General features: G+C 38.0%; 20 protein-coding genes and 1 tRNA gene. 13 read left to right on the top strand and 8 right to left on the bottom strand.

Annotated features, from left to right (window positions below; translation table 11 throughout):
* Positions 1–140 precede the first annotated feature (140 nt).
* Entirely contained in the window at positions 141–1,700 is a 1,560-nt protein-coding gene (locus UCH001_RS09875) for a 2-isopropylmalate synthase (RefSeq protein WP_067177415.1), read from the top strand.
* 53 nt (positions 1,701–1,753) lie between these two features.
* Here the strand turns inward: UCH001_RS09875 and UCH001_RS09870 are convergent, their stop codons facing one another.
* The 6 genes from UCH001_RS09870 to UCH001_RS09845 are packed head-to-tail and all read right to left on the bottom strand — an operon-like array spanning position 1,754 to position 9,421.
* Positions 1,754–4,099 carry a tetratricopeptide repeat protein gene (locus UCH001_RS09870; protein ID WP_067177413.1) on the bottom strand — a complete coding sequence of 782 codons (2,346 nt, stop codon included), beginning with the start codon at positions 4,097–4,099 and terminating at the stop codon, positions 1,754–1,756.
* 1 nt (position 4,100) lies between these two features.
* Entirely contained in the window at positions 4,101–5,345 is a 1,245-nt protein-coding gene (gene serS, locus UCH001_RS09865) for a serine--tRNA ligase (RefSeq protein WP_067177412.1), read from the bottom strand.
* 8 nt (positions 5,346–5,353) lie between these two features.
* Positions 5,354–6,319, bottom strand: a complete 966-nt coding sequence (trpS, locus tag UCH001_RS09860; RefSeq protein WP_067177410.1) for a tryptophan--tRNA ligase — start codon at positions 6,317–6,319, stop codon at positions 5,354–5,356.
* A 9-nt stretch (positions 6,320–6,328) separates the two neighbouring features.
* Complete coding sequence (locus tag UCH001_RS09855) at positions 6,329–6,832, bottom strand: shikimate kinase (RefSeq protein ID WP_067178515.1); 504 nt, start codon at positions 6,830–6,832, stop codon at positions 6,329–6,331.
* Positions 6,833–6,860: 28 nt separating this feature from the next.
* Positions 6,861–8,303 carry a ribosome biogenesis GTPase Der gene (gene der, locus UCH001_RS09850; protein ID WP_067177408.1) on the bottom strand — a complete coding sequence of 481 codons (1,443 nt, stop codon included), beginning with the start codon at positions 8,301–8,303 and terminating at the stop codon, positions 6,861–6,863.
* A 47-nt stretch (positions 8,304–8,350) separates the two neighbouring features.
* On the bottom strand, positions 8,351–9,421 hold the full coding sequence (locus UCH001_RS09845) for a mechanosensitive ion channel family protein (protein WP_067177406.1): 1,071 nt from the start codon (positions 9,419–9,421) through the stop codon (positions 8,351–8,353).
* 131 nt (positions 9,422–9,552) lie between these two features.
* Here UCH001_RS09845 and UCH001_RS09840 point away from each other — a divergent pair, with 131 nt between their 5' ends.
* The 11 genes from UCH001_RS09840 to UCH001_RS09795 all read left to right on the top strand — a co-directional run bounded on the left by UCH001_RS09840 (position 9,553) and on the right by UCH001_RS09795 (position 19,972).
* A complete protein-coding gene (locus UCH001_RS09840) occupies positions 9,553–10,404 on the top strand; it encodes a DMT family transporter (protein ID WP_082705711.1) in 852 nt (283 codons plus the stop codon).
* Positions 10,401–11,201: a 3-deoxy-8-phosphooctulonate synthase gene (gene kdsA / locus UCH001_RS09835; protein ID WP_067177405.1), complete on the top strand. Its 801-nt coding sequence runs from the start codon at positions 10,401–10,403 to the stop codon at positions 11,199–11,201. The genes UCH001_RS09840 and kdsA overlap by 4 nt, the downstream gene beginning before the upstream one ends.
* A 1-nt stretch (position 11,202) precedes the next feature.
* On the top strand, positions 11,203–13,296 hold the full coding sequence (gene ovoA, locus UCH001_RS09830) for a 5-histidylcysteine sulfoxide synthase (RefSeq protein WP_067177403.1): 2,094 nt from the start codon (positions 11,203–11,205) through the stop codon (positions 13,294–13,296).
* A 53-nt stretch (positions 13,297–13,349) separates the two neighbouring features.
* The gene (gene ribH / locus UCH001_RS09825) at positions 13,350–13,814 is read left to right on the top strand and encodes a 6,7-dimethyl-8-ribityllumazine synthase (RefSeq protein WP_067177401.1); all 465 of its coding nucleotides are present in this window, start codon (positions 13,350–13,352) and stop codon (positions 13,812–13,814) included.
* A gap of 9 nt (positions 13,815–13,823) precedes the next feature.
* A complete protein-coding gene (gene nusB / locus UCH001_RS09820; RefSeq protein ID WP_067177399.1) occupies positions 13,824–14,231 on the top strand; it encodes a transcription antitermination factor NusB in 408 nt (135 codons plus the stop codon).
* Entirely contained in the window at positions 14,231–14,914 is a 684-nt protein-coding gene (gene pyrF, locus UCH001_RS09815) for an orotidine-5'-phosphate decarboxylase (RefSeq protein ID WP_067177396.1), read from the top strand. The genes nusB and pyrF overlap by 1 nt, the downstream gene beginning before the upstream one ends.
* A gap of 16 nt (positions 14,915–14,930) precedes the next feature.
* Positions 14,931–16,418, top strand: a complete 1,488-nt coding sequence (locus UCH001_RS09810; RefSeq protein ID WP_067177393.1) for an AsmA family protein — start codon at positions 14,931–14,933, stop codon at positions 16,416–16,418.
* Positions 16,419–16,463: 45 nt separating this feature from the next.
* Positions 16,464–16,607, top strand: coding sequence for a hypothetical protein (locus tag UCH001_RS13285; protein ID WP_173636823.1), 144 nt, complete (start codon positions 16,464–16,466; stop codon positions 16,605–16,607).
* Between the two features lie 78 nt (positions 16,608–16,685).
* Positions 16,686–16,775, top strand: a tRNA-Ser gene (locus UCH001_RS09805).
* A gap of 84 nt (positions 16,776–16,859) precedes the next feature.
* Positions 16,860–19,343 (top strand): RND family transporter, encoded by a 2,484-nt coding sequence (locus UCH001_RS09800; RefSeq protein WP_231963926.1) that lies wholly within the window; start codon positions 16,860–16,862, stop codon positions 19,341–19,343.
* A gap of 137 nt (positions 19,344–19,480) precedes the next feature.
* Entirely contained in the window at positions 19,481–19,972 is a 492-nt protein-coding gene (locus UCH001_RS09795; protein ID WP_067177390.1) for a lipocalin family protein, read from the top strand.
* Here UCH001_RS09795 and UCH001_RS09790 read toward each other — a convergent pair.
* Both UCH001_RS09790 and UCH001_RS09785 read right to left on the bottom strand, forming a co-directional pair.
* Positions 19,959–20,582 carry a LysE family translocator gene (locus tag UCH001_RS09790; protein ID WP_067177388.1) on the bottom strand — a complete coding sequence of 208 codons (624 nt, stop codon included), beginning with the start codon at positions 20,580–20,582 and terminating at the stop codon, positions 19,959–19,961. The two genes, UCH001_RS09795 and UCH001_RS09790, sit on opposite strands and share 14 nt — an antisense overlap.
* Positions 20,583–20,626: 44 nt before the next feature.
* Positions 20,627–21,484 carry an AraC family transcriptional regulator gene (locus UCH001_RS09785; RefSeq protein WP_067177385.1) on the bottom strand — a complete coding sequence of 286 codons (858 nt, stop codon included), beginning with the start codon at positions 21,482–21,484 and terminating at the stop codon, positions 20,627–20,629.
* Here UCH001_RS09785 and UCH001_RS09780 point away from each other — a divergent pair.
* Complete coding sequence (locus tag UCH001_RS09780; protein WP_067177383.1) at positions 21,483–22,166, top strand: tetratricopeptide repeat protein; 684 nt, start codon at positions 21,483–21,485, stop codon at positions 22,164–22,166. The two genes, UCH001_RS09785 and UCH001_RS09780, sit on opposite strands and share 2 nt — an antisense overlap.
* Positions 22,167–22,173 lie beyond the last annotated feature (7 nt).

Genomic DNA, 22,173 nt, shown 5'->3' with positions numbered 1-22,173 from the left:
ACAGCGTAGATATCGGCATTATGAAATCGATCAAAATTTTACCTAAAATAGAGATCAAAAACGCTCTCCTGCAAAACCTCCTCTCTCTCTAATCCCTTTTTTTATTTCCAATTTTTAAACAACCATACTAAGGACAACCTATGAAAGACAATAAAATTATAATTTTTGATACCACATTACGTGACGGAGAGCAGAGCCCAGGTGCTTCAATGAACACGGAAGAGAAAATTCAGATTGCATTGCAATTACAAAAATTAGGTGTTGACGTAATTGAAGCGGGATTTGCAGCAGCAAGTCCAGGAGATTTTGATGCAATTGCCAGGATTGCAGAAGCAGTAACCAAAAGTCGTATTTGTTCACTTGCGCGTGCACTTGATCGCGATATCAAAGCAGCGGGTGAAGCAGTTTCTAAAGCAAAAATGAGTCGTATCCATACCTTTATCGCTACAAGTCCAATTCACATGGAATATAAGCTTAAAATGACACCCGATCAGGTAATCAAAAAAGCAGTAGAAGCCGTACAGTATGCTAAAACATTTTGTGATGATGTTGAGTTTAGTTGTGAAGACGCAGGTCGCAGTGATGTCAGTTTTATGAAAGAAGTCTTAGATGCTGTTATCAATGCAGGTGCAACAACACTCAATATTCCAGATACAGTAGGGTATCGTTTACCAACAGAAATGGGTGCGATTATCAAATCACTTCACGAATTTGTAGGAGATCGTGCAATTATTTCTGTGCATAATCATAATGACTTAGGCCTTGCAGTAGCTAACTCTTTGGCATGTATTGAAAATGGTGCACGTCAGGTAGAATGTACTATTAACGGTTTGGGCGAACGTGCAGGAAACGCTGCACTTGAAGAGATCGTTATGGCACTTCGCACACGAAAAGACCATTTCAATGGCTATGAAACGAACATTAACATCAAAGAAATTTATCCAACCAGTAAATTAGTCTCTTCTATTACGGGTATTGAACCACAACCAAACAAAGCTATTGTAGGTAAAAATGCATTCTCTCACGAGAGTGGTATTCACCAAGATGGTGTTTTAAAACATACCGAAACCTATGAAATTATGAGTGCAAAAGACATTGGTCTTGATAAAAACTCTATTGTTCTTGGTAAACACTCTGGTCGCCATGCCTTTAAAGATAAATTGAGTTCTTTAGGGTATGAGCTTAAAGATGAAGAGATTAATGAAGCATTTGAGCGTTTTAAAATCTTAGCAGATCAGAAAAAAGAGATTTTTGATGATGACCTTCGTGCATTAGTAGCAGAAGAGATTACAAAGATTCCTCAAGTGTTTGAATTACTTCGTTTACAACTTTCTGATTGTGCACCAGGAGGAGTCCCAAGTGCTGCAGTTACTATTTTACACGATGGTAAAGAGATTACGGATGCTGCTATCGGTAATGGAACTATGGATGCCATCTTTAAAGTGATTGATCGTGTGTGTGGCGTGAGTGGTGAACTAAAAGATTATAAAGTGGACGCTGTTTCTCAAGGTAAAGACGCGATGGCGAGAGTCCTTGTAAAAGTAGTATTTGATGAAAGTAAACCAGCAATTATGGGACATGGTTTAAGTGTTGATACAATGCTTGCAACAGCTAAAGCCTACATAGGAGCACTCAATAGTTATATGTCAATGAGAGAACGTTTGCGATCTGTTAAAGCGAGTGAAAAAGAGGGTATTTAATATAGTGTTGTTTACATGTAAAGGGGACTATCATCCCTTTGCATGTAAAAGAGTTATCTCACGAGTGCGAAACTAAAATACTGGGATATAAATCCAATATTTCCAATACTTCTATACTGTGCATTTGCTGCTTCAAAATTTCCTACTTCTTGGTATAACAATCCAAGAGCATATTTACTTTCAACGTTATTCGGATCGGTCAATTTTGATAGCTCTAAGAGAGCAATAGCGTTTTCGCTATGCCCAGCTCCAATGGCTGCAACTGAAGCTAAGAAAATCGTATGCGTATCTTTTTTCTGAAAATCATCAATAAGTTTATTGTACAGTGTGAATGCTTCTTCAAAATTGTTTGTATAGATTTCCATGAAAGCAAGTGTTTGCATGATAGAAGGAATATCGATACGTTCTTCTTCCATTTTCTTTCTTACGCTATCGCGTTTTTGATGGAGAAGTCCGCCAATTTGTAAAAGTCTTATATACTGCTCTTTAACAATTTTAGGTCCAAAATAAAAAGCATCATAATCGAGTGGAAGACGATTAAACTCTATTTGAATGGCTTTTGCATAGGCTTTAATGTTCTGTTTTTGATGTTTTACATTGAATGCAATGATATTGGCAATAATATCTTTAGGAAGCAATGCTTGAAGTTTTTGCGTACTTAGGCGATAAATACGTTCATTGCTTAGTTTTTGTGCGGCGATAATATTAAGCATGAGGCTTAATGGGCTATCTTCTTTTTCCATTTCTAACCATCTAGTCAGTGAGAAATGGTTACCATCGGTGAGATGAATGAGTGATGCATAAAGGTTGTCTTTTTCAAGTGTTTGATTTTTTGCAAGGCTCTCTTTGACATCTTCGGCTAATTTTGTAACGTCTTTGCCAATGAGGTTTCCACTCATGAGAGCAAAAACACCAGCAAGGTAATTGTTACTATCGAGGTGATAACTTTTTGAGAAATTTTTATAAGCTGCTGCATAATCACCCATTTGTGCATAGGTCAGTGCCAGGTTATAGTGTAAAATAGAGTGATTTTTATACTCTTCAACCATCTTAAGAAAGATATCGTTGGCTTCATACACATGAAAATCAAGTGCTTTTTTAATTCCCTTGCTAATCGCAATATTGACTTTAGAGATAGTGGAACTTGCTTTAAGGTATGAAAGCGCAGGGCCTATTTCATCAATAAAGATGTTCATACTTCCTTTGCGAATATAATCAATCGTCTGTTTTGCATCAAAAACTTTATAGGGCGCATAATAGAAAATAAGACTATAGATATTTTCATTGTCGAAAAAGAGTTCTTTTTCAAATTCCGTTTGTGCTTGGTCAACATCAAAAAGTGAAGGTTTCAAAATAGCGCGCATTTTATAAATAGGTTTAGCATCAGTGTCACGTACTTTATAAACTTCTCCCATCAAAGAAGCGGTATTGCCAAGGTTCCCCATTTTATTTTCAACCATAGCTAACGCCATTTTTATTTTTGGGTTTTCACGGTCATTTTGAAGCGCTTTAAGCAGCGATGCTTTGGCTTTTGGAAATTCACCTAATTTGGCTTGCAAAAGCCCTAATGTAAAATGGTCACTCTCTTTCTCAACCTTTTCGAGTGTTGAAAGGGCATAAGCATTATGATTGAGAGAAGCTAAAATTTTAGAAGCAAGGTAGTCTTGGTCTTCTTTATAAAAATTGGTCACAGGATGTGAGATAGCACTCAGTGCTTCATAGTAAAAATCTTTGTAGTAATGTACTAATCCAACATAATAGGAGTAGAGTGGAGCATTGCTCTCTTCGGGAAGGTATGCATAGGCTAAATCAATATAATACGTAAAAAGCTTATCATCTTTCATCTCTAAGGCACAGACAGCTGCGTTAATGGCGCTAATCGTTCGATGTTCTTTGTTTTGAATTGCTTTTTTAAAAGCTTCAAGTGCTTCTGGAAAATTTTGTTCTTTGAGCTTTGCAACACCAATATTGTAGTAAGAGATGGCTTCATTAAATGTAGCTATTTTTTCATAGATTTTAAGAGCTTCATCTTTATTGCCTTGCTCATACAAAAGATGTGCTTTCTTAATCATCCCATCCAGTTTTGAGGGTGAAAATTGCTCTTTAGGGACAGATTTTTCAACCACTTTTTCAATAGGTGCAGGTGCGGGAACTTTGTTTTTATTTTTGATAATAACAATGAGGGTAATAATAATGGCAAGAAGTAGTGTTGCTCCTAGAATAAGCAAAATAAGCAATTTCTTTTTTGCTTTGCTCTTTTGCTCATCTTCATCTGAAGCAGTTGAAGCGGCGGCATTTTCATCGGCACTTTCTTCTTCTATCGGAGCAAATCCTTCTTCCACAACGCTTAGTGCTGATGAAGGCTCTGCCTCAAGGATGACTACTTCTTCTTCTGCCATGTTACATATACTTTTTCAAGACTTCAGGGATAGCAACGCTGCCATCTTCTTGTTGGTAATTTTCCATAATAGCAATCAGTGTTCGACCCACTGCTAAAGAAGAACCATTAAGCGTATGCACTAAACGGTTTTTACCATCATCTTTAAAACGGATTTTTGCACGTCTTGCTTGGAAATCAAAGGTGTTAGAAACAGAGCTGATTTCGCGGTATCTATTTTGTCCTGGAAGCCACACTTCAAGATCAACAGTTTTAGCGGCACTAAAACCAAGATCGCCACCACACAGCATCAAATGACGGTGAGGAAGCCCAAGTGAGGTTAAAAGGTCAGAAGCACAAGAGAGCATCTCTTCAAAGACAGCCTCACTTTGCTCTGGTGTGGTGATGCTCACAAGCTCAACTTTGTCGAACTGATGTTGGCGAATCATACCACGAGTATCTCTACCTGCACTACCTGCTTCTTTTCTAAAACATGCAGAATAGGCTGTCATTTTGATCGGTAATTCTTCAACGTTTAGAATTTCATCTCTGAAAAGGTTGGTGACAGGAACTTCTGCTGTAGGGATCAAAAAGAGATCTTCACCATCAACTTTAAACAGATCGTCTTCAAATTTTGGAAGTTGTCCTGTTCCCATTAATGTTTCACGGTTTACAATGTATGGAACAGCTACTTCTTCAAAACCTCGTGAGCGGTTAAAGTCAAGCATATAGTTGATGAGCGCACGCTCTAGTCTTGCTGCTTCATTTTTCAAAACACTAAAACGACTTTTTGAAAGTTTTACACCACGTTCAAAGTCGATCCAGTTTTGTTTGATATCGATATCCCAATGCTCTTTTGGAGTAAAAGAGAAGGTTTTTGGCTCTAAAACACGTTTGAGTTCAACGTTGTCATTCTCATCTTCACCTTCTGGAACAAGTGGTGAAGGCATATTAGGGATAATGGTAGCTAGAGATTCAAGTTTTTCTTCTAGTGCTCTAACGATTTCGGTTGCTTCTGCAATTTTTTCTTTGTTTAAAGAAAGTTCCGCTTTAAGGGCAGCTACATCTTTACCTTCTTTGGCATAAACACCAAAAAGTTTACTTTTTGCATTTTGTTCTGCTTGAAGAGGCTCTAGTACAAGCCGAGCGCTTTTGAGTTCGAGTGATAATGCACGAAGTTCTTCTAAAAGAGATTCATCTACTTTTTTCTTTCTGAGGCTTTGTGCTACGTTTTCAAAATCATTTTGAATTAATTTAATATCTAACATACTTTCCCTTAGCGATAAATTCCAACAAGATCACGAATGATACGCATCTTCTCTGTTGCGATTTTGCGAGCCTTACTCGCTCCTTCATCTAAAATAGCCAATACTTCATCTTTATGCTCTAAATAGTATGCTCTCTTCTCACGTGCAGGTGCGAAATAGTCCCAAATAAGGCCATTAAGGTAGGCTTTAAAGTGACCATATCCTTCGCCACCTTTTTGGTAGCGTGCTTTTAATGCTTCTACTTCGTCATTTTCTAAAAAGAGTTTAGCAAGAGCGAATATATTGCAGGTTGTATAGTCTTTTGGCTCTTCCATTGGTGTTGAGTCTGTTACGATGCGCGAAGTGGCTTTTTTGAGCTCTTTCTCGGTGCAGAAGATGTCAATGGTGTTGCCATAACTTTTACTCATTTTAGCACCATCAAGTCCAGGAACTGTTGCAACGTTTTCATCCACTTTGAATTCTGGTATTTTGAAAATATCACCAAAGTCATTGTTAAATTTAATAGCGATGTCGCGTGTAATCTCAACATGTTGAATTTGATCTTTTCCCACAGGAATGACTTCTGAGTCATAGAGTAAGATGTCTGCTGCCATTAAAACAGGGTAAGAAAAAAGTGAGTGATTGGCAGCAATACCTTTAGCGACTTTGTCTTTGTAGCTGTGGGCTCGCTCTAAAAGACCCATCGGTGTATAGCCTGAAAGTACCCAGTAAAGCTCTAAAACTTCTTTGACATCAGACTGTGTCCAAAAGGTGACTTTGGTATGGTCGATACCTAAAGAGAGAAAATTGATTGCAGCATCAAGTGTATTGTTTTTAAGTGCCTCGCCGTCTTTTAAAGAGGTGAGGGCATGATAGTTTGCAATGAAGATAAAAAGATCGCTCTTTTCTTGAAGGTCGATCATCTGCTTAATAGCACCAAAATAGTTGCCTATATGAAGTGCACCAGAGGGTTGAATACCGGTTAATACTCTCATAAATCCATCCTACGCTTTATCTTTTTTTTCTTTTAGGTTTAGTAATGTAATCAAATCCTGTGTGATTTCGTTTACACTGCGATTTTCAACATCAATGATAATATCTGCTTTGGCTTCATACAGTGAAGAACGTTCTTCAAACAAGGCTCTTGCTTTGTTCTCATCGGTGAGAAGAGGGCGCTTAGCGAGTTTTAAGTCGGCATTTTCATGCTCTTTCAAGCGTTTTAAAATACCATCAAAACTCGACTTTAAATAAATAACGGCGCCAATACGATCGAGATTTTCAACTTTAAAAAAGCCACCACCCGTCGAGATGATGGCATTTTTAACATTTTTTTCAAGCCACTTGGCTGTTTTTTTTTCTAGTTTACGAAAGTAGGCTTCACCATCCGTCTCAAAAATTGCTTTGATTTTTCGGTTTTCCATGCTTTCAATAAGATCATCGGTATCAAGACCAAAACGTTTCGTTCTTTTGATAAGAGCTCTTGCAATTGTCCCCTTGCCAACGCCCATAAAACCGACAAAAACGATGTTTTTATTTTTAAGATTCAGCACCGTTCTCTTCCTGTTCGTTGTCTCTTTCCCCTTTTGCACGTGGATAAAGTAAAATTGGCGAACCTTCTAGATTAAAGGTTTCACGCAATTTATTGGCAAGGTAACGTTTATAACTAAAATGCAGTGAGCGTGGTTTGTTCATAACGAGCGCAATGCGTGGCGGTTTGCTCATATATTGTGTTGCAAAATAAATTTTAACTATTTTGGAGTGATCGCTTGGAATCTGATGTCTAATCGTCGCTTGTCTAATGACTTCATTGAGTTGACGTGTTGGAAGATGCTGTGAATAGTTCGCATAAACTTCCAAAATCATATCTTTGATTTTTGAAACACGCTGTTTGCTCTTTGCAGAAACGGTAATGAGTGGCGCATAAGAGAGAAACTTAAAGCGATGTCTGACTTCTGCGGTGATTTTTTCAAAATCTGCTAGTGGATTATCCCATTTGTTCAGTACGATAATACACGCTAGGTTGTTTTCTTCCACAAGTCCAGCAATACGCTCATCTAACTCTAAGAAAGGCTCACTGGAGTCTAAAACGAGTAGGGCAATATTGGCACGTTCTAACATCTCTTTGGTACGCATGAGTGCAAATTTTTCAATACCCTCGATCTTACCGCGGCGACGAAGTCCAGCAGTATCGACAAAGTTAATGATTTTATCTTGATATTCGATGCTTTCATCGACTGGGTCGATGGTCGTACCAGCGACATTGCTAACGACAGCTCTTTGTTTTCCTACAAGGGCGTTAAGTAAAGAGCTTTTACCGACATTGACACGTCCGATGATAGCGACATTGATTTGATTTGTTTCAACTTCTTCTACAACTTCAGGAATGACTTCTTCGTCTTCTTCTACAAATTCATCATCTTCATCCCATTCATCTTCAAAGTCGTCGTTTTCTTCTTCATCTTCGTCACTTGGAGGCGGTGTCGCACCTTCAACGGCAGGTAAAAATTCACCGATCCACTCTAAAAGGGCACTTACACCACGGTTGTGTGAAACGGAGATAGGGAAGACATGCTCTGCACCAAATTCATCAAATTCCCATGCACGTTCCATCTCTTTGTCGTTGTCGATTTTGTTGATGACCAATGCAATTGGTTTGTTTCGTGCTTGCAGTGCGTAGAAAATCTTCTTTTCTTCATCACTTGGAAGCATTTTCCCATCGACAACCATCAAGATAATATCTGCTTTTTTAGAAGCTTCCATCGACATATTGTGAACATTCTCAAAAAGTTCTGTTGATCTATCAAGTCCACCTGTGTCTAAAAGAAGGCATGGTTTTTCGGTGATATAGACTTGATGGCTTTTAATGTCACGCGTTGTTCCGCTAAAATCAGAAGTGATCGCGATGCGCTGTTTAGCGATGCGATTAAAAAGGGAGCTTTTACCCACATTGGGTAGCCCGATAATTGCTATTTTTTTCATAGTAACCTTTGGTATATAATTGACTCGATTATAGCGTGTGTTTGCTGTTATTTTGGTAAACTCTCAACATAGAGCGTCTGGGATGGGAAAGCAAACTGTGAACCATTTTTAGAAACGATCTGCATAATTTTAAAATTCACATCTTCTTTGACCTGTAAGTACTCTTTTGTCACAATGGTATTGGTGAAAAAATAGAGGTAGATGCTCAGTGAACTGCTTTCAAATTCATCAAAGTTGACGATGATGGTCTCTTTATGAACATCAGGGTGTGCAGCAAGCATGGCTCTAATATCTTCTAGAATGGTTTTGAGTTGCTCGATAGAAGTATTATAAGTCAATCCTAAGTGCGTTTTTACGCGGCGTTTTCCCATACGAGACCAGTTGGTAATAGGCGTATTGGCAATCGTAGCATTAGGTACACTGACAAGCGCTTGTGCAAAAGTACGCACTTTTGTAGAGCGAATACCGATCTCTTCAATGTTCCCTTCTACCACCGGTGTTTCGATCCAATCGCCCACTTTAAAAGGGCGATCTGTAAAAATAACCAGTGATCCAAAGAGATTAGCAACAGTATCTTTTGCGGCTAATGCGACTGCCAAACCTCCAAGTCCTAAAGAAGCGACAAAAGCGCTGACATTGATGCCCCATTCTTGCAAAATGGCCATGATACCAAGTGCAATGATGAGAACACGCATGGCTTTAATCATAAAATGCTGAATATCTTCGTTGAGTTCTTTCCCAAATTTTGAGGAGAAAAAGTTAAAAAGATTGGAAAAGCTATCAACCACACGGTATAAAATCCAGAAAATGATGAATGTAATAAATGACTTGATGAAAAGATCAACAATATGATCAAAATGAGTAAAAGGAAGCCATAAAGTTGCTATGTACGCACCTAGAAGAACGATGGTGAGTTTAAGGGGCTCTTCTATAACACTAATAAGCTTGTCATCCGTTTTAGTACGTGTGCGTTTTGCAATGGTCTTAAGTGGTTTTAGGATAATTGCCGCAAGGATATTTTTCAAAAAAAGTGTCGTAAGAAAAATAGTGATGGCAATGCCAATATGCGTAATAGGAAGCCCTAAAAACGTGTAGTCCAAGAGAGGCTGAAGATTCATAGCTTGTCCTCAATCAAGATAAAAAAATCAACGGATTTTAACACAGAATTGATTAAGATAACGCACTTATGTATTTGATCGGAGTCATTTTGAGACAGTTTATCGGCAGTATAAATAAGGGCGTTTTATTTATGTTGCTCTCTTCATTTAGTTTTGCATTTGATGGTGCTTTTGCAAAGGTTTTAAGCCAAAGTATGGACTCTGTAGAGGTAGTTTTTTTTCGCAACGGTATTACGATGATGGTGGTTGCGCTTAGTATCTTTAAATTGCCTATCAAACAAGTAGGTGGAAAGCCTTGGTTATTGCTGTTTCGCGCTCTCATTGGCTTTGCTTCCATGCTGGTTTTTTTCTATAACATTGCACATATTCCCCTTGCAGATGCCATTACGTTTTCACGAACCGCTCCTATTTTTACAGCGATCCTTGCATTTTTCTTTTTGAAAGAGCATATGGGATGGAAAGCATGGTTGGCTGTTTTTATTGGATTTATAGGTATTGTATTGGTCATGAAACCAAGTGGTCTTATGCTTTCAAAAACAGACCTTTTTGGGCTTTTTAGTGGATTTGGTGCAGCCCTTGCGTATACGAGTGTAAGAGAACTTAACAAAGTCTATGATACGCGCATTATTGTCCTTGCTTTTGTCTCAACAGGAACAATTTTCCCCGCTCTCTTTATGGTTTTAAGTGAATTTTTTCATACACCGATGTTTGATTTTATGCTTGGCCATTTTGTAATGCCTTCAGGCATACAGTGGTTGTATATTTTATTGATGGGTATTTCAGGAGCCATTGGACAGGTGTATATGACCAAAGCATTTGCAACGACACGAGCAGGAGTTGTAGGCGCTGCTGGGTATTCGATTATCTTCTTTTCACTGATTATCGGTGTGGTATTGGGAGATGATTTACCTGATATTGTTGGACTATTTGGTATACTCTTAGTCGTTCTTAGTGGAATTATCGTAGCAAAGGAGAAAGAGTGATTTTAATAGCAGGACCATGTGTCATTGAAAGTAGAGACAACCTTTTTAGGGTTGCAGAAAAATTAATGAGCTATCATGAAGATAAGACCATAGATTTTTATTTTAAAAGTAGTTTTGATAAAGCAAATCGTACCAGCATAGACAGTTTTAGAGGTCCTGGTATCGACGAGGGTTTGAAACTTTTAGATGAGGTACGAAAAGAGTTTGGTTACAAACTCTTAACAGACATTCATGACTATACGCAAGCAAAACCAGTGGGTGAAGTGGTTGATGTCCTTCAAATCCCAGCGTTTTTATGCCGTCAAACTGACCTATTGGTCGCAGCAGCGCAGACAAAATGCGTTGTAAATATCAAAAAAGGACAGTTTTTAAATCCTGCGGATATGCGTTATTCGGTCAAAAAAGTATTGGATACCAGAGGTGTTAAAGAAGAGGGTTATGAAGCGGCTAAGAGGGCTGGCGTATGGCTGACAGAACGTGGTAGTACATTTGGCTATGGTAACTTAGTCGTTGATGCTAGAAGCTTTGTGATTATGCGCCAGTTTGCACCTGTTATCTTTGATGCAACCCATTCGGTGCAGATGCCTGGAACTGAGGGTGGTAAAAGTGGTGGAAAACGCGAATTTGTACGTCCACTTTCACGCTCAGCTGCTGCTGTTGGAGTGGATGGTTTCTTCTTTGAAACACATTTTAATCCATGTGAGGCACTCTGTGATGGACCGAATATGCTTGACTTAGAAGATTTAGGTTTAGCCATTAAAGACATTAAAGCGATTCAAGATAGCTTAAAGGCATAACATGCAACTCATCCCAACGCGCAATATTCTTTTAAATGTAGGAACTGCGGAGCAAAAAAGAGCGGAAATCAAAGAGTATTTTCTTAAAACTTATACGGTATATGAAAAGCTCTTTGAATTGATGAAGGACGATGAGAGTTACTATCTCACAGCAGATCCTCTGCGTCATCCATTGGTATTTTATTTTGGTCATACCGCAACGTTTTTTATTAATAAGCTGGTTCTTGCCAAGCTTTTAGATAAGCGCATTAATCCGGTTTACGAGTCGATATTTGCGATTGGTGTGGATGAGATGAGTTGGGATGATCTAAACCAATCCAATTACAAATGGCCAAGAATTCCTGAAATCAGGACGTATCGCGAGCAGGTAAAAGTTAAAATTTTAGAACTGATTGAAAGGATGCCTCTTTCCATGCCTATTTCGTGGGAAAGCCCATTTTGGGCAATTATGATGGGTATTGAGCATGAACGCATTCATCTTGAAACCTCTTCTGTACTTATTCGCCAACTTCCACTTGATCGTGTGAAATCCAATGATTTTTGGAAAGTCTGCCCGTTTGATACACCTGTAGTTCAAAATGAACTTATAGAGGTTAAAGGCACAACCCTTCGTTTAGAAAAGAAAAAAGATGATGCACTGTATGGTTGGGATAACGAGTATGGTGTTCATGTTAAAGAAGTGAAAGATTTTAAAGCGTCTAAGTATCTTGTGAGTAACGCTGAATTCTTGGGCTTTATCGAAGAAGGTGGCTACGAAAATGAGAGCTATTGGAGTGAAGAGGGCTGGAAGTGGAAAAGCTATAAAGATGCCACGATGCCTTTGTTCTGGCGTAAAGATGCTTCAGGATACAAACTGCGTTTGATGGCAGAAGAAATAGATATGCCGTGGAGCTGGCCAGTTGAGATTAATTACCTTGAAGCCAAAGCATTTTGTAATTGGAAAAGTGTAAAAGAAGGTAAATCCATTCGTCTTCCAAGTGAAGAGGAGTGGTATATTTTAAGGGATGCTCATGTCAAATGTGATGAGCCATTTTGGGATAAAGCACCTGGCAATATCAACTTGGAGTATTTTGCTTCTTCTGTGCCCGTAGATACATTTGCTTTTGGAAATTTTTACGATGTGATTGGCAATGTATGGCAGTGGACTGAAACGCCTATTAACGGTTTTGATGGTTTTACTGTCCATCCACTTTATGATGACTTTTCCGTACCAACGTTTGATGATAGACACAATATCATTAAAGGTGGTTCATGGATCAGTACGGGAAATGAGATTATCAGAGCTTCGCGTTACGCATTTCGTCGTCATTTTTATCAGCATGCAGGATTTCGCTATGTAGAGTCTAATGCGTCCGTAGAGACACATTCTGTTTTTTATGAGACAGATTTTGCGCTTTCTCAGATTTGTGATGCTCATTTTGGCGAAAAAGAGAATAATTATTACGAAGCAATGGCACAGCTGTGTATTGATTTGGGTGGTGGGGCACATAACAAAGCCCTTGAAATTGGCTGTGGTGCAGGCAGAGGAACATTTGCACTTGCTCGTCATTTTGCGATGGTTCATGGTGTCGAATTTACAGCACGTGTAGTGAGACTTGCAACCAATTTTAAAGAGAGTGGAAAGCTTAAATATGCGCTGAAAGAAGAAGGAGAGCTTGCCTCTTTTATTGAGAAAAATCTAAGCGATTTTAACATTGATCCAAAGGTTCAAAAAGTAGAGTTTTGGCAAGCCGATCCACACAATATGAAACCATATTTTGATGAATACGATCTCATTCTTGCCAATAATATATTGGATACACTCTATGATCCAGCACTTTTTTTAGAAAAAATCAAAGAGCGTCTCAATCCAAAAGGATTTTTGATCATTGCAAGTGCTTATGACTGGGATGAAACAAAAACTCCACGTCAGAAATGGCTCGGTGGATTTAAGAAAAATGGCGAAAAATACAGTACATTTGATGCTTTGAATGAACATCTCTCTGCATTTTTTGAGATGGTTAAAGCACCTCTGAAAATGCAGTTGATCACACATGAAAGTGACTATAAAAGCGTGATAAAAACGTTACATGTGAGTGTATGGCGTAAGCGATAATTAAACTGTAACGAAAAATGTTGTATTATAAGAAAAAGTAAAAAAGGAAAATTATGAATATTATTGAAGGAAAACTTGCTCTTAGCGGTAAAGAAAAAGTAGCGATTATTAACAGTCGTTTCAATCATATTATTACAGATCGTTTAGTAGAGGGTGCACGTGATGCGTTTATTCGTCATGGAGGAGAAGAGAAAAATTTAGATCTTATTTTAGTGCCAGGTGCATATGAAATTCCTTTAGCCCTTGATAAAATTTTAAGCAGCGGTAAATATGACGCAGTCTGTTGTGTAGGTGCAGTCATTCGTGGAAGTACTCCTCACTTTGATTACGTAGCAGCTGAGGCGACAAAAGGTGTTGCAAACACAGCTCTTAAATACCAAAAACCAGTAACATATGGTGTGTTAACAACCGATACAATTGAGCAGGCAATCGAGAGAGCTGGAAGCAAAGCAGGAAACAAAGGCTTTGAAGCAATGACAGGTTTGATCGAACTCATTAGCCTCTACAAAAATCTATAAGGAAACGCTTTGGCAACACGACATCAAGCGAGAGAAAGTATTATTACCCTTTTGTATGCAGAAGACATTGGGAATGCGGGTATTGAAAAATTTGTAGATGAACTCTTTGAAGAGAAAAAAATTCGTAATCAACAAAAAGAGTTTGCACTTGGACTTTACCATGGTGTAAAAGAGCATTTAAATGCGATTGATGAAGCAATCAATCTTCATTTAAAAGAGTGGAACCTTAGTGAAATAGGAACAATTGAACGTGCTATATTAAGACTCGGTGCTTATGAGATTTTGTATTCAGAACTCGATAATGCCGTAGTGATTAATGAAGCAATTGAACTTGCAAAAAAGCTCTGTAATGAGACTAGCCCTAAATTTATAAATGGTGTTTTAGATGCCATTTGCAAAGATGGGGAAAGCAAATAATGAAGCTTTGTGTTGCGCTTGATTTACCTACTAAAGAAGAAAATCTTGCATTGATTCAGAAACTAAAAAGTGAAGATGTTTGGTTAAAAGTAGGGCTTCGCTCCTATATTCGCGATGGCGAGGCACTTCTTAGAGAAATCAAATCGATCAATCCAAATTTTAAAATCTTTTTAGATCTAAAAATCCATGATATCCCTAATACGATGGCTGATGCTGCAGAATCGATGATAGGTTTGGGTGTAGATATGTTCAACGTTCACGCTTCTAGTGGTGTAAAAGCTATGAAAATGGTGATGGATCGTGTCAATACGTTTGCAAATCCTCCTATCGTTTTGGCAGTTACTGCACTAACCAGTTTTGATAATGCCTCATTTGAAGCAATTTATAAAACTCCAATTAAGCAAAAAGCCGTTGATTTTGCTAAAGATGCGTATATCAGCGGGTTACATGGCGTGGTATGTTCCGTGTATGAAAGCTTGGATATTAAAGCGCATACATCGAATTCATTTTTAACGCTTACCCCAGGCATCCGTCCTTTTGGTGAGAGCAGTAATGATCAAGAACGTGTAGCAGACCTTGAAACAGCAAAAGCAGAACACTCTGATTTTATCGTAGTAGGGCGCCCAATTTATCATAGTAGCGACCCATTAGGCATTGTAAAGAAAATTATTGAAAATATTTAGAGACTAAGAGGGAAGAATGTTTCAAAAGATATTGTTAAGTATCGTGTTATTTTTTGCCTTTAGTATTGTTGCTTTTTTCTTACTTATAAAAGTGATCGATTTTAATGAGTATAAACCACGTATTCAAAAAGCAATTAAAGAGAGTACGGGATATGAACTGGTTATTCGCGGTGATATAACTCTTTCGCTCTCACCTGCAGGGGTTAGTATTTTTGATGTGGAGATTACCAATCCAACATATCATCCCGAAGCACCTTTTGCGAAATTAGGTAGTTTTGATGTTGCTCTTGATCTTTCAGCACTTCTCAAAAAAGAGGTTAAAGTAAGACATATCTCTATTGATAGTCTCAATTTGATGGTTGAGAAGACAAAAGAGGGTAAATTCAATTATGAATTACTTACGCCTACAAAAAGTAGCGAGAAAAAGCCTTCTAAAGAGAGTAATACAACGCTTGAGAAAGAAGATGGATTCCCTCTTGTCAACGTTAAAAAAATCAAATTTAGTAATGCGAACGTAACGTATACAGATGCTAACAGTAACGCTCAAGTTGCCTTTGAAAAAATTCAGCTTGATATCAATGATATTAATTATGATTCGTCTAAACATCGATTGCAAGCATTGTCATTTATAGGCGATACTCATGTCGATAAAATTCAATACAGCAATTATATGTTGAAAGATATATCTGCTTCTTTTGAAATGAAAGATGCAATCGCTATTAGTGACAATCTTCACTACACTCTCTTTGACACTCTCGTACAAGGAAGTGGTAAATTTGATTTAAGTGGCAAACAACCGAGAATTTCACTCAAGAGTAAGCTTATTGGATTAAAATTGGCCAATCTTTCTCAGGAACTATGGAATAAAAACTTTCTTGAGGGCAGTGCAAATGGCGATTTTAAACTGGCCTTTTTTATTGGGGATGCCCATACATTTAAAAGTACTTTGAATGGTTTTATTCAACTTTATGGGGAAGATATCCTTCTTAAAGGGTATGACATTGACAAAATAGCATTAGCACTTGATCCAAACCAGAGATCAAAAGGTCTTTTATTGAGTAACTTACTTGCTGGTGCTGTAGGGATGTCAAAAGGCGAGAGCAGTACGCTAAAAGAAGCTAATGTCAAAGTAGATATAGGTTACTCCGAAATACAACTGAGTGATGTTGCTTTTAGTACAACAACAAATCGTATTGCGCTCAAAGGTATACTAAATATCGTTGATGAAAAGTTTATTGATTTTAAAACGGCACTTTTGGATTCAAAAGGATGTGCAACGAGTCAGCAAAAAATGAGTGGATCTTTTGCAAAGCCTTCTGTGAAAGTTGATGATGCAACCATTACGGCATTAAGTAATGTTGTGCTCTCTTTCTCAACAAAATCAAAAGCAGCAGCTCCAAGTGCTCCAAAACAGCAAGATGAAAATTGTACTATTTTTTATGAAGGTGTGGTGAAACATCCGATGCCTCCTGCACCAGCTCCTAGTACGCCATCAGGGGAATAAGTTTTGCTTTTTTTAGATCATATATTGATCTAAAAGGAGTACCCAATGCATTTTATAGAAGGTATTAAGCTTGTTGTGATGCTTAAAGATAAAATTGAAGAGGCGAAAAAAACGGATCAAGCAAGTGTGCAAAAACTTCAAAAATTGCTTGAAAAACTTTTAAAATCACAAGATGCTGCATATATTTAATCAATAAAACGGCTTAAGAGAGAGTTCTTAAGCCGTTTATTATATACTCTTGCTATAATTGCACTCTACTTTTTACTTGGACAGATGGGTGAGTGGCTGAAACCACACCCCTGCTAAGGGTGCGTCGGGGCAACCTGACCGAGGGTTCAAATCCCTCTCTGTCCGCCACCAACTTAACTTCCCCGAATCATTATTTCAAATGGAATTGTTTTTTTATAGATACTCTAAATCTTTATTGAAAGCTGAGCCCTGATGTTAAAACTCTATACTAATTTTATTACAGCACATTACAAAGCCGTTTTATTCGCTTTGACAATTATCACGGGTGTTTTTGGTTACTACTCACAATATCTAAGCATCGATGCTTCTGCTGAAACACTTCTTCTTGAAAATGATCAATCTTTAAAATTAACACGTGAAGTGCATGGCCGCTACATTAGCCCTGACTATCTTGTTGTTTCTTTTAGTCCAAAAGAAGATATGCTTTCAGAAAAAACGCTCTCCACGATTAAAAGCATCAAAGAGGCTTTACTCAAAGTCAATGGTGTTGAGAGTATTACTTCTATTTTAGACGTTCCTCTTTTAGAAAGTCCTCCAAAGCCTATTCAAGAGGTGATTGGCAATGTTCAAACATTAGAGTCTCCTAATGTCGATAAATCTTTAGTCAAAAAAGAGCTAACAACAAGTCCTTTATATGCACAAAATCTTGTCAGCAGTGATTTTAAAACTACTGCAATTATGGTAAACCTCAAAGATGACCCAAAATACACAGAACTTCTTACAAACCGCAATAAATTTATTCTTTTAGAGCAAGAGAGAGACCTAAGTAAAGAAGAAAGAGTACAGTTTGAAAATGCAAAGATAGCATTTAAAGCATACCGTGATAGCACGCGTGATGATACCCACCAACTCATAGAAAATGTTAGAGCAACATTGAAGCCTTATAAAGGTGAGGGAGACCTCTTTTTAGGCGGTGTTATGATGATCGCCGACGATATGATCAGTTTTGTTAAAAATGACATCGCTCTTTATGGTATTGCCATTCTAGTGGTTATGATTGTGATATTATGGGTGATTTTTAGAGAAATTCGTTTTGTTGTTATTCCTATTATTGTCTCTATCAGTGCGGTTGTCATTACGACAGGTATCAATGCACTCATTGGACTAGAGATAACCGTTATTTCCTCCAATTATGTTGCAATGCAGTTGATTACAACGCTTTCTTTAGTTATCCATCTTATCGTCTGTTACCGCGAAGAGTATACGCTTTTCCCTGATGTATCGCAAAAAGAGCTTTTAGGCATTGTGTTTGAGCGTATGGGTGTTCCTTCGATCTTTATTATTTTGACCTCTGTTGCAGGTTTTGGTTCTTTGATGACCTGTGATATTGTGCCGATTATCGATTTGGGTAATATGATGAACATCGGTGTAACTATGTCATTGCTTGTGACCTATACACTTTTCCCTGCCATGATGATGCTTCTTAAAAAAGAGCCTCCAATTATGGCATTCGATAATGCCTTTACGCTCAATGAGAGCTTTGCAAAAATTGTCGAGCATCATGGAAAACTCATCCTTGGTGTGGTTGTTTCTCTTGCCATATTTAGTATTTTAGGTGCTTCTCGTTTGATGGTAGAAAACAGCTTTATTAACTACTTTAAAGAAAATACTGAAATTTACAAAGGTATGAAAAAGATCGACAATAATCTGGGTGGAACAACACCTTTAGAAATTGTTGTGAAATTTCCTAAAGCTAAAGCTGAGGTTAAAAGTGATGCATCCGCTTCGCCTATCGATGGTTTTGAAAATGAATTTGATGAGATGAGTAATGATGCGAAGTACTGGTTTACAGCGCAAAAAATGGAGACGATTTTAAAAGTACATGACTATCTGCTTTCATTACCAGAAGTAGGCAATGTCTCTTCTCTTGGAACACTCTCTAAAGTTGGGCGAATTTTGAAAGATGGTAAAGACTTTGATAACTTTGAATTAGCACTGATGTACAATGAGCTTCCTGCTGAGTACAAAAAAATTCTTATTTCTCCATATGTCAACATTGAGCATGATGAAGCACGCTTTGTTATTAGAGTTGTGGATTCTATGAAAGATCTTAGACGTAATGAGCTTTTACAAACCATTCAAACTGAGTTGCATACCAAAGTAGGACTAGAGACAGAGAATTACAATCTTGTGGGAATGATGGTGCTTTATAACAACATGCTCCAGTCTCTTTTCTCTTCGCAAATCTCCACACTTGGTCTTGCTGTGCTTTCGCTGGGTGGTATGTTCTTGTTCCTGTTCCGTTCTTTGAAAATTGCGATGCTTGCTATGACGGTTAACATGGTTCCAATTAGCGTTATTTTTGGCATTATGGGTTTTGCAAACATTCCACTTGATATGATGAGTATTACCATTGCTTCTATCGCTCTTGGTATTACGGTGGACAATACGATTCATTACTATTACCGTTTTAGAGAAGAGCTCAAAATTGATGGTGATTACATCGCTTCGATGCATAGAGCACACGGCACAATTGCTTTTGGTATGTTCTATTATTCACTAGCAACCATCGTAGGCTTTTTAGTAATGGTCACATCAAACTTTATTCCAACGTTGATTTTTGGACTTTTAACGGTGATTGTTCTTATCGTTGCGATTGTTTCTGATCTTCTTTTCTCACCTTTCTTGGTTGTTTTCTTCAAGCCTTTTGGAAAAGGTAAAAATCACAAAAAATAAATAGACTCTTTTTTGCATAGTTCATAATGCTGTGCAAAAAAGATTTCTTTGTTATCTGCAATGTAATCTTTTAAACATAGAAACCTTTTAATGCTTTTTGATTAAAATTGTTAAATACGTATGTACTAAGGATACAAATGAAAAAATGGTTATTGCTCTGTTTAAGCCTATTTTGGGGCTATGCAAATGAACTTCCTACGGTTTCATCTGTGGATTTAGAGCGTTATCTGGGACGTTGGTACGAGATTGCGCGGTTTGATCATCGCTTTGAGCGTGGATGTAGCGAAGTAGAAGCATTTTATACGCTTAGAAATGATGGTATGATCGGTGTTAAAAACAGTTGTTTTTTAGCCGATGAAAATCGTACAAAAGAGGCACATGGACGTGCTTACATAGTAGATGAAAAAAGTAATGCCAAACTCAAAGTGACCTTCTTTTGGCCATTTTATGGCAATTATTGGATTATTGATTTAGCAGAAGATTACCGTTATGCGGTGATCAGTGAACCAAGTCAAGAGTACTTCTGGATACTCTCCCGCACTCCTCAAATGACGCAAGATGACATTAATCATATTGTGCATTATGCTTCGACATTAGGCTTTGACACCTCTAAGCTTATTTGGCGTTGAGGAACCATTTTAGGGCAAGATGGAGACTAAATCCCATCAGCCCCACTCCAATAACTTTTTGAACGAAGCCTAGATATGGCAAGAGCTTTAATGCATGTTGATTGCCAAAGAGGAGGGCAACGAACATATCCCATACAAGTAACATCCCAATCATCCAAAGCGCATAAAAGAGTTTGATAGGTAACGCTGTTGTTGGTTCGATAATGGTAAAGAGCAGTGAAAAGTAAAACAGAATGTTTTTGGGATTGAATAGTGCTGACAAAAAACCTTGCATAAAAAGCGTAAATGCCATTTTACTTTTTTGGTGTAAGGAGGTATCTATACGAGGCTTTGGGGCTAAAAATAGCAAGCATCCTAGATAAAATAAAAAAATAGCTCCTCCATACTCAATGAATGAAATGAGTGTAGGATAAGCACTTAATGCAGTATGCCCAATGTACGCCAAGACGATATACAGGGCATTTCCACTTGCGATGCCCCAACAACTCCACCATGCTTTTTTATATCCATGCGCAAGTGCGTGTTTGATAATAAGAAAAAAGTCTTGACCTGGGCTAAGAAGCGCTAAAAAGTAGATGGATGTAAGCGTAAAAAATTGAGTACTTACCATGAAATGCCTTTTTTCATGGAAGCATAGAGCAGAAGGAAAAAAAGTTATTGTATAAAATTGACTTGGTACTCTTTGGGTGTCAGTGCAGTGTAGCGTTTAAAAAAACGATGGAAGTGGCTTTGGTCTACAAACCCGCAGTATTGTGCGCATAGGGCTAATGATATACCTTCTTGTAGAAGTTTTTTTGCATGCTCGATGCGTATGTTCAGCGCATAGTGTTTTGGAGTACATCCGTATGCTTTTTTGAAATGGCGTAAGAGGATAAACGGATTATAATCAAAACGTTGTGCAAGTGTTTCAAGGCTTGGCATATCATCAAGGCGGTTTTCTAAAAAGCGTGCTACATCACTCAGTGTTTTATCGGTTTTTTTATGAATGCCGCGTTTTATATAGAGCCAAAAAAATGTTTCTAGCCATTTTTCTAACGCGTGTATATGTTCAATATGATGTTGCTTTAAAAGAGCAGTAATGATTTTTTCAAAAGATTCAAAGAGTTCTTTGTGAAATACCAAAGGCGTTGTAAGCGGTAAAAGAGAAGTTGTTTCTTGAAACAATTTTGCTTGAATTTGCATACAAAAATCTTCATCGAAATAGACCATAATGTAACTGCGCATATTCCCTTTGATGGGATTGCACGCATGTTGAGTGTGCGGTGGGATGATCGCAAGTGCTCCAGCTTTGAGTAAAAATGCTCCATCTGGTGTTTGAAATGAGGTCGTTCCTTCAACCATAAATCCAATAGAAAGAGTTGCGTGGGCATGCGATTCATATGAGCGTTCACTCTTTAAAGTTTGTCGTATCTGCACAAAAGGTGCTTCTTGATAGCATGTTGTCGTTGTTTTTGTCGTCTTCATGAGCGTATTGTAATATAATAGACAAAATGATGGCAAGGAGAAGAGCATGAAAAAACTCTTTTTATTCGTAGCAATGGTTGCAACTTCTGCGCTATTTGCACTCGATTTTGCACGAGAGAGTGAGCTTCAAAATGAGTGTGACCATAACAATGGTGGAGCATGTTTGGAGCTTGGGACGATGTACCATGTGGGTGATGGTGTAAGACAGAACTTTAGCAGAGCCAGAGAGCTCTATGCTCAGTCTTGCTCCTTAGGAATTGCTAAAGGGTGTGCAAATCTCGGCTTTATGTATGAGAATGGACATGCAGGCACCAATCTTGCTAAAGCAGCTGAACTTTATGAAAAAGCATGTGTCTTAGGCGATGCCACTGGCTGTGCAAGTCTTGCCATTTTGTATGAAAATGGTAAGGGTGTGAAAGAAGATTTACAGCAAGCGGTGAATTATTATGACCGTGCTTGTAGTGCCGGAGATGGAGCTAGCTGTGCACATCTAGGGCTTTTGTATGAACAAGATGGCAATTATGAGTATGCAGCGATTTATCATCAAAATGGATGCGACGTAGGCAATGCTAAAGAGTGCACAAGGCTTGGTTGGATGTATTATTACGGTCAAGGTGTTGCTCAAAAAGAAGATCGCGCTGTTAAGCTGTTAAAAAGAGCATGCGAACTCGGTGATGAGATTGGGTGTAAAAACTACGAACTCATAAAAAATAGTTACTACATCGAATAAGCCAAGA

Origin of the sequence: Sulfurospirillum sp. UCH001 (assembly GCF_001548035.1) — a bacterium.
Classification (GTDB): domain Bacteria; phylum Campylobacterota; class Campylobacteria; order Campylobacterales; family Sulfurospirillaceae; genus Sulfurospirillum.
This window is presented reverse-complemented; position numbering and strand designations above follow the sequence as displayed.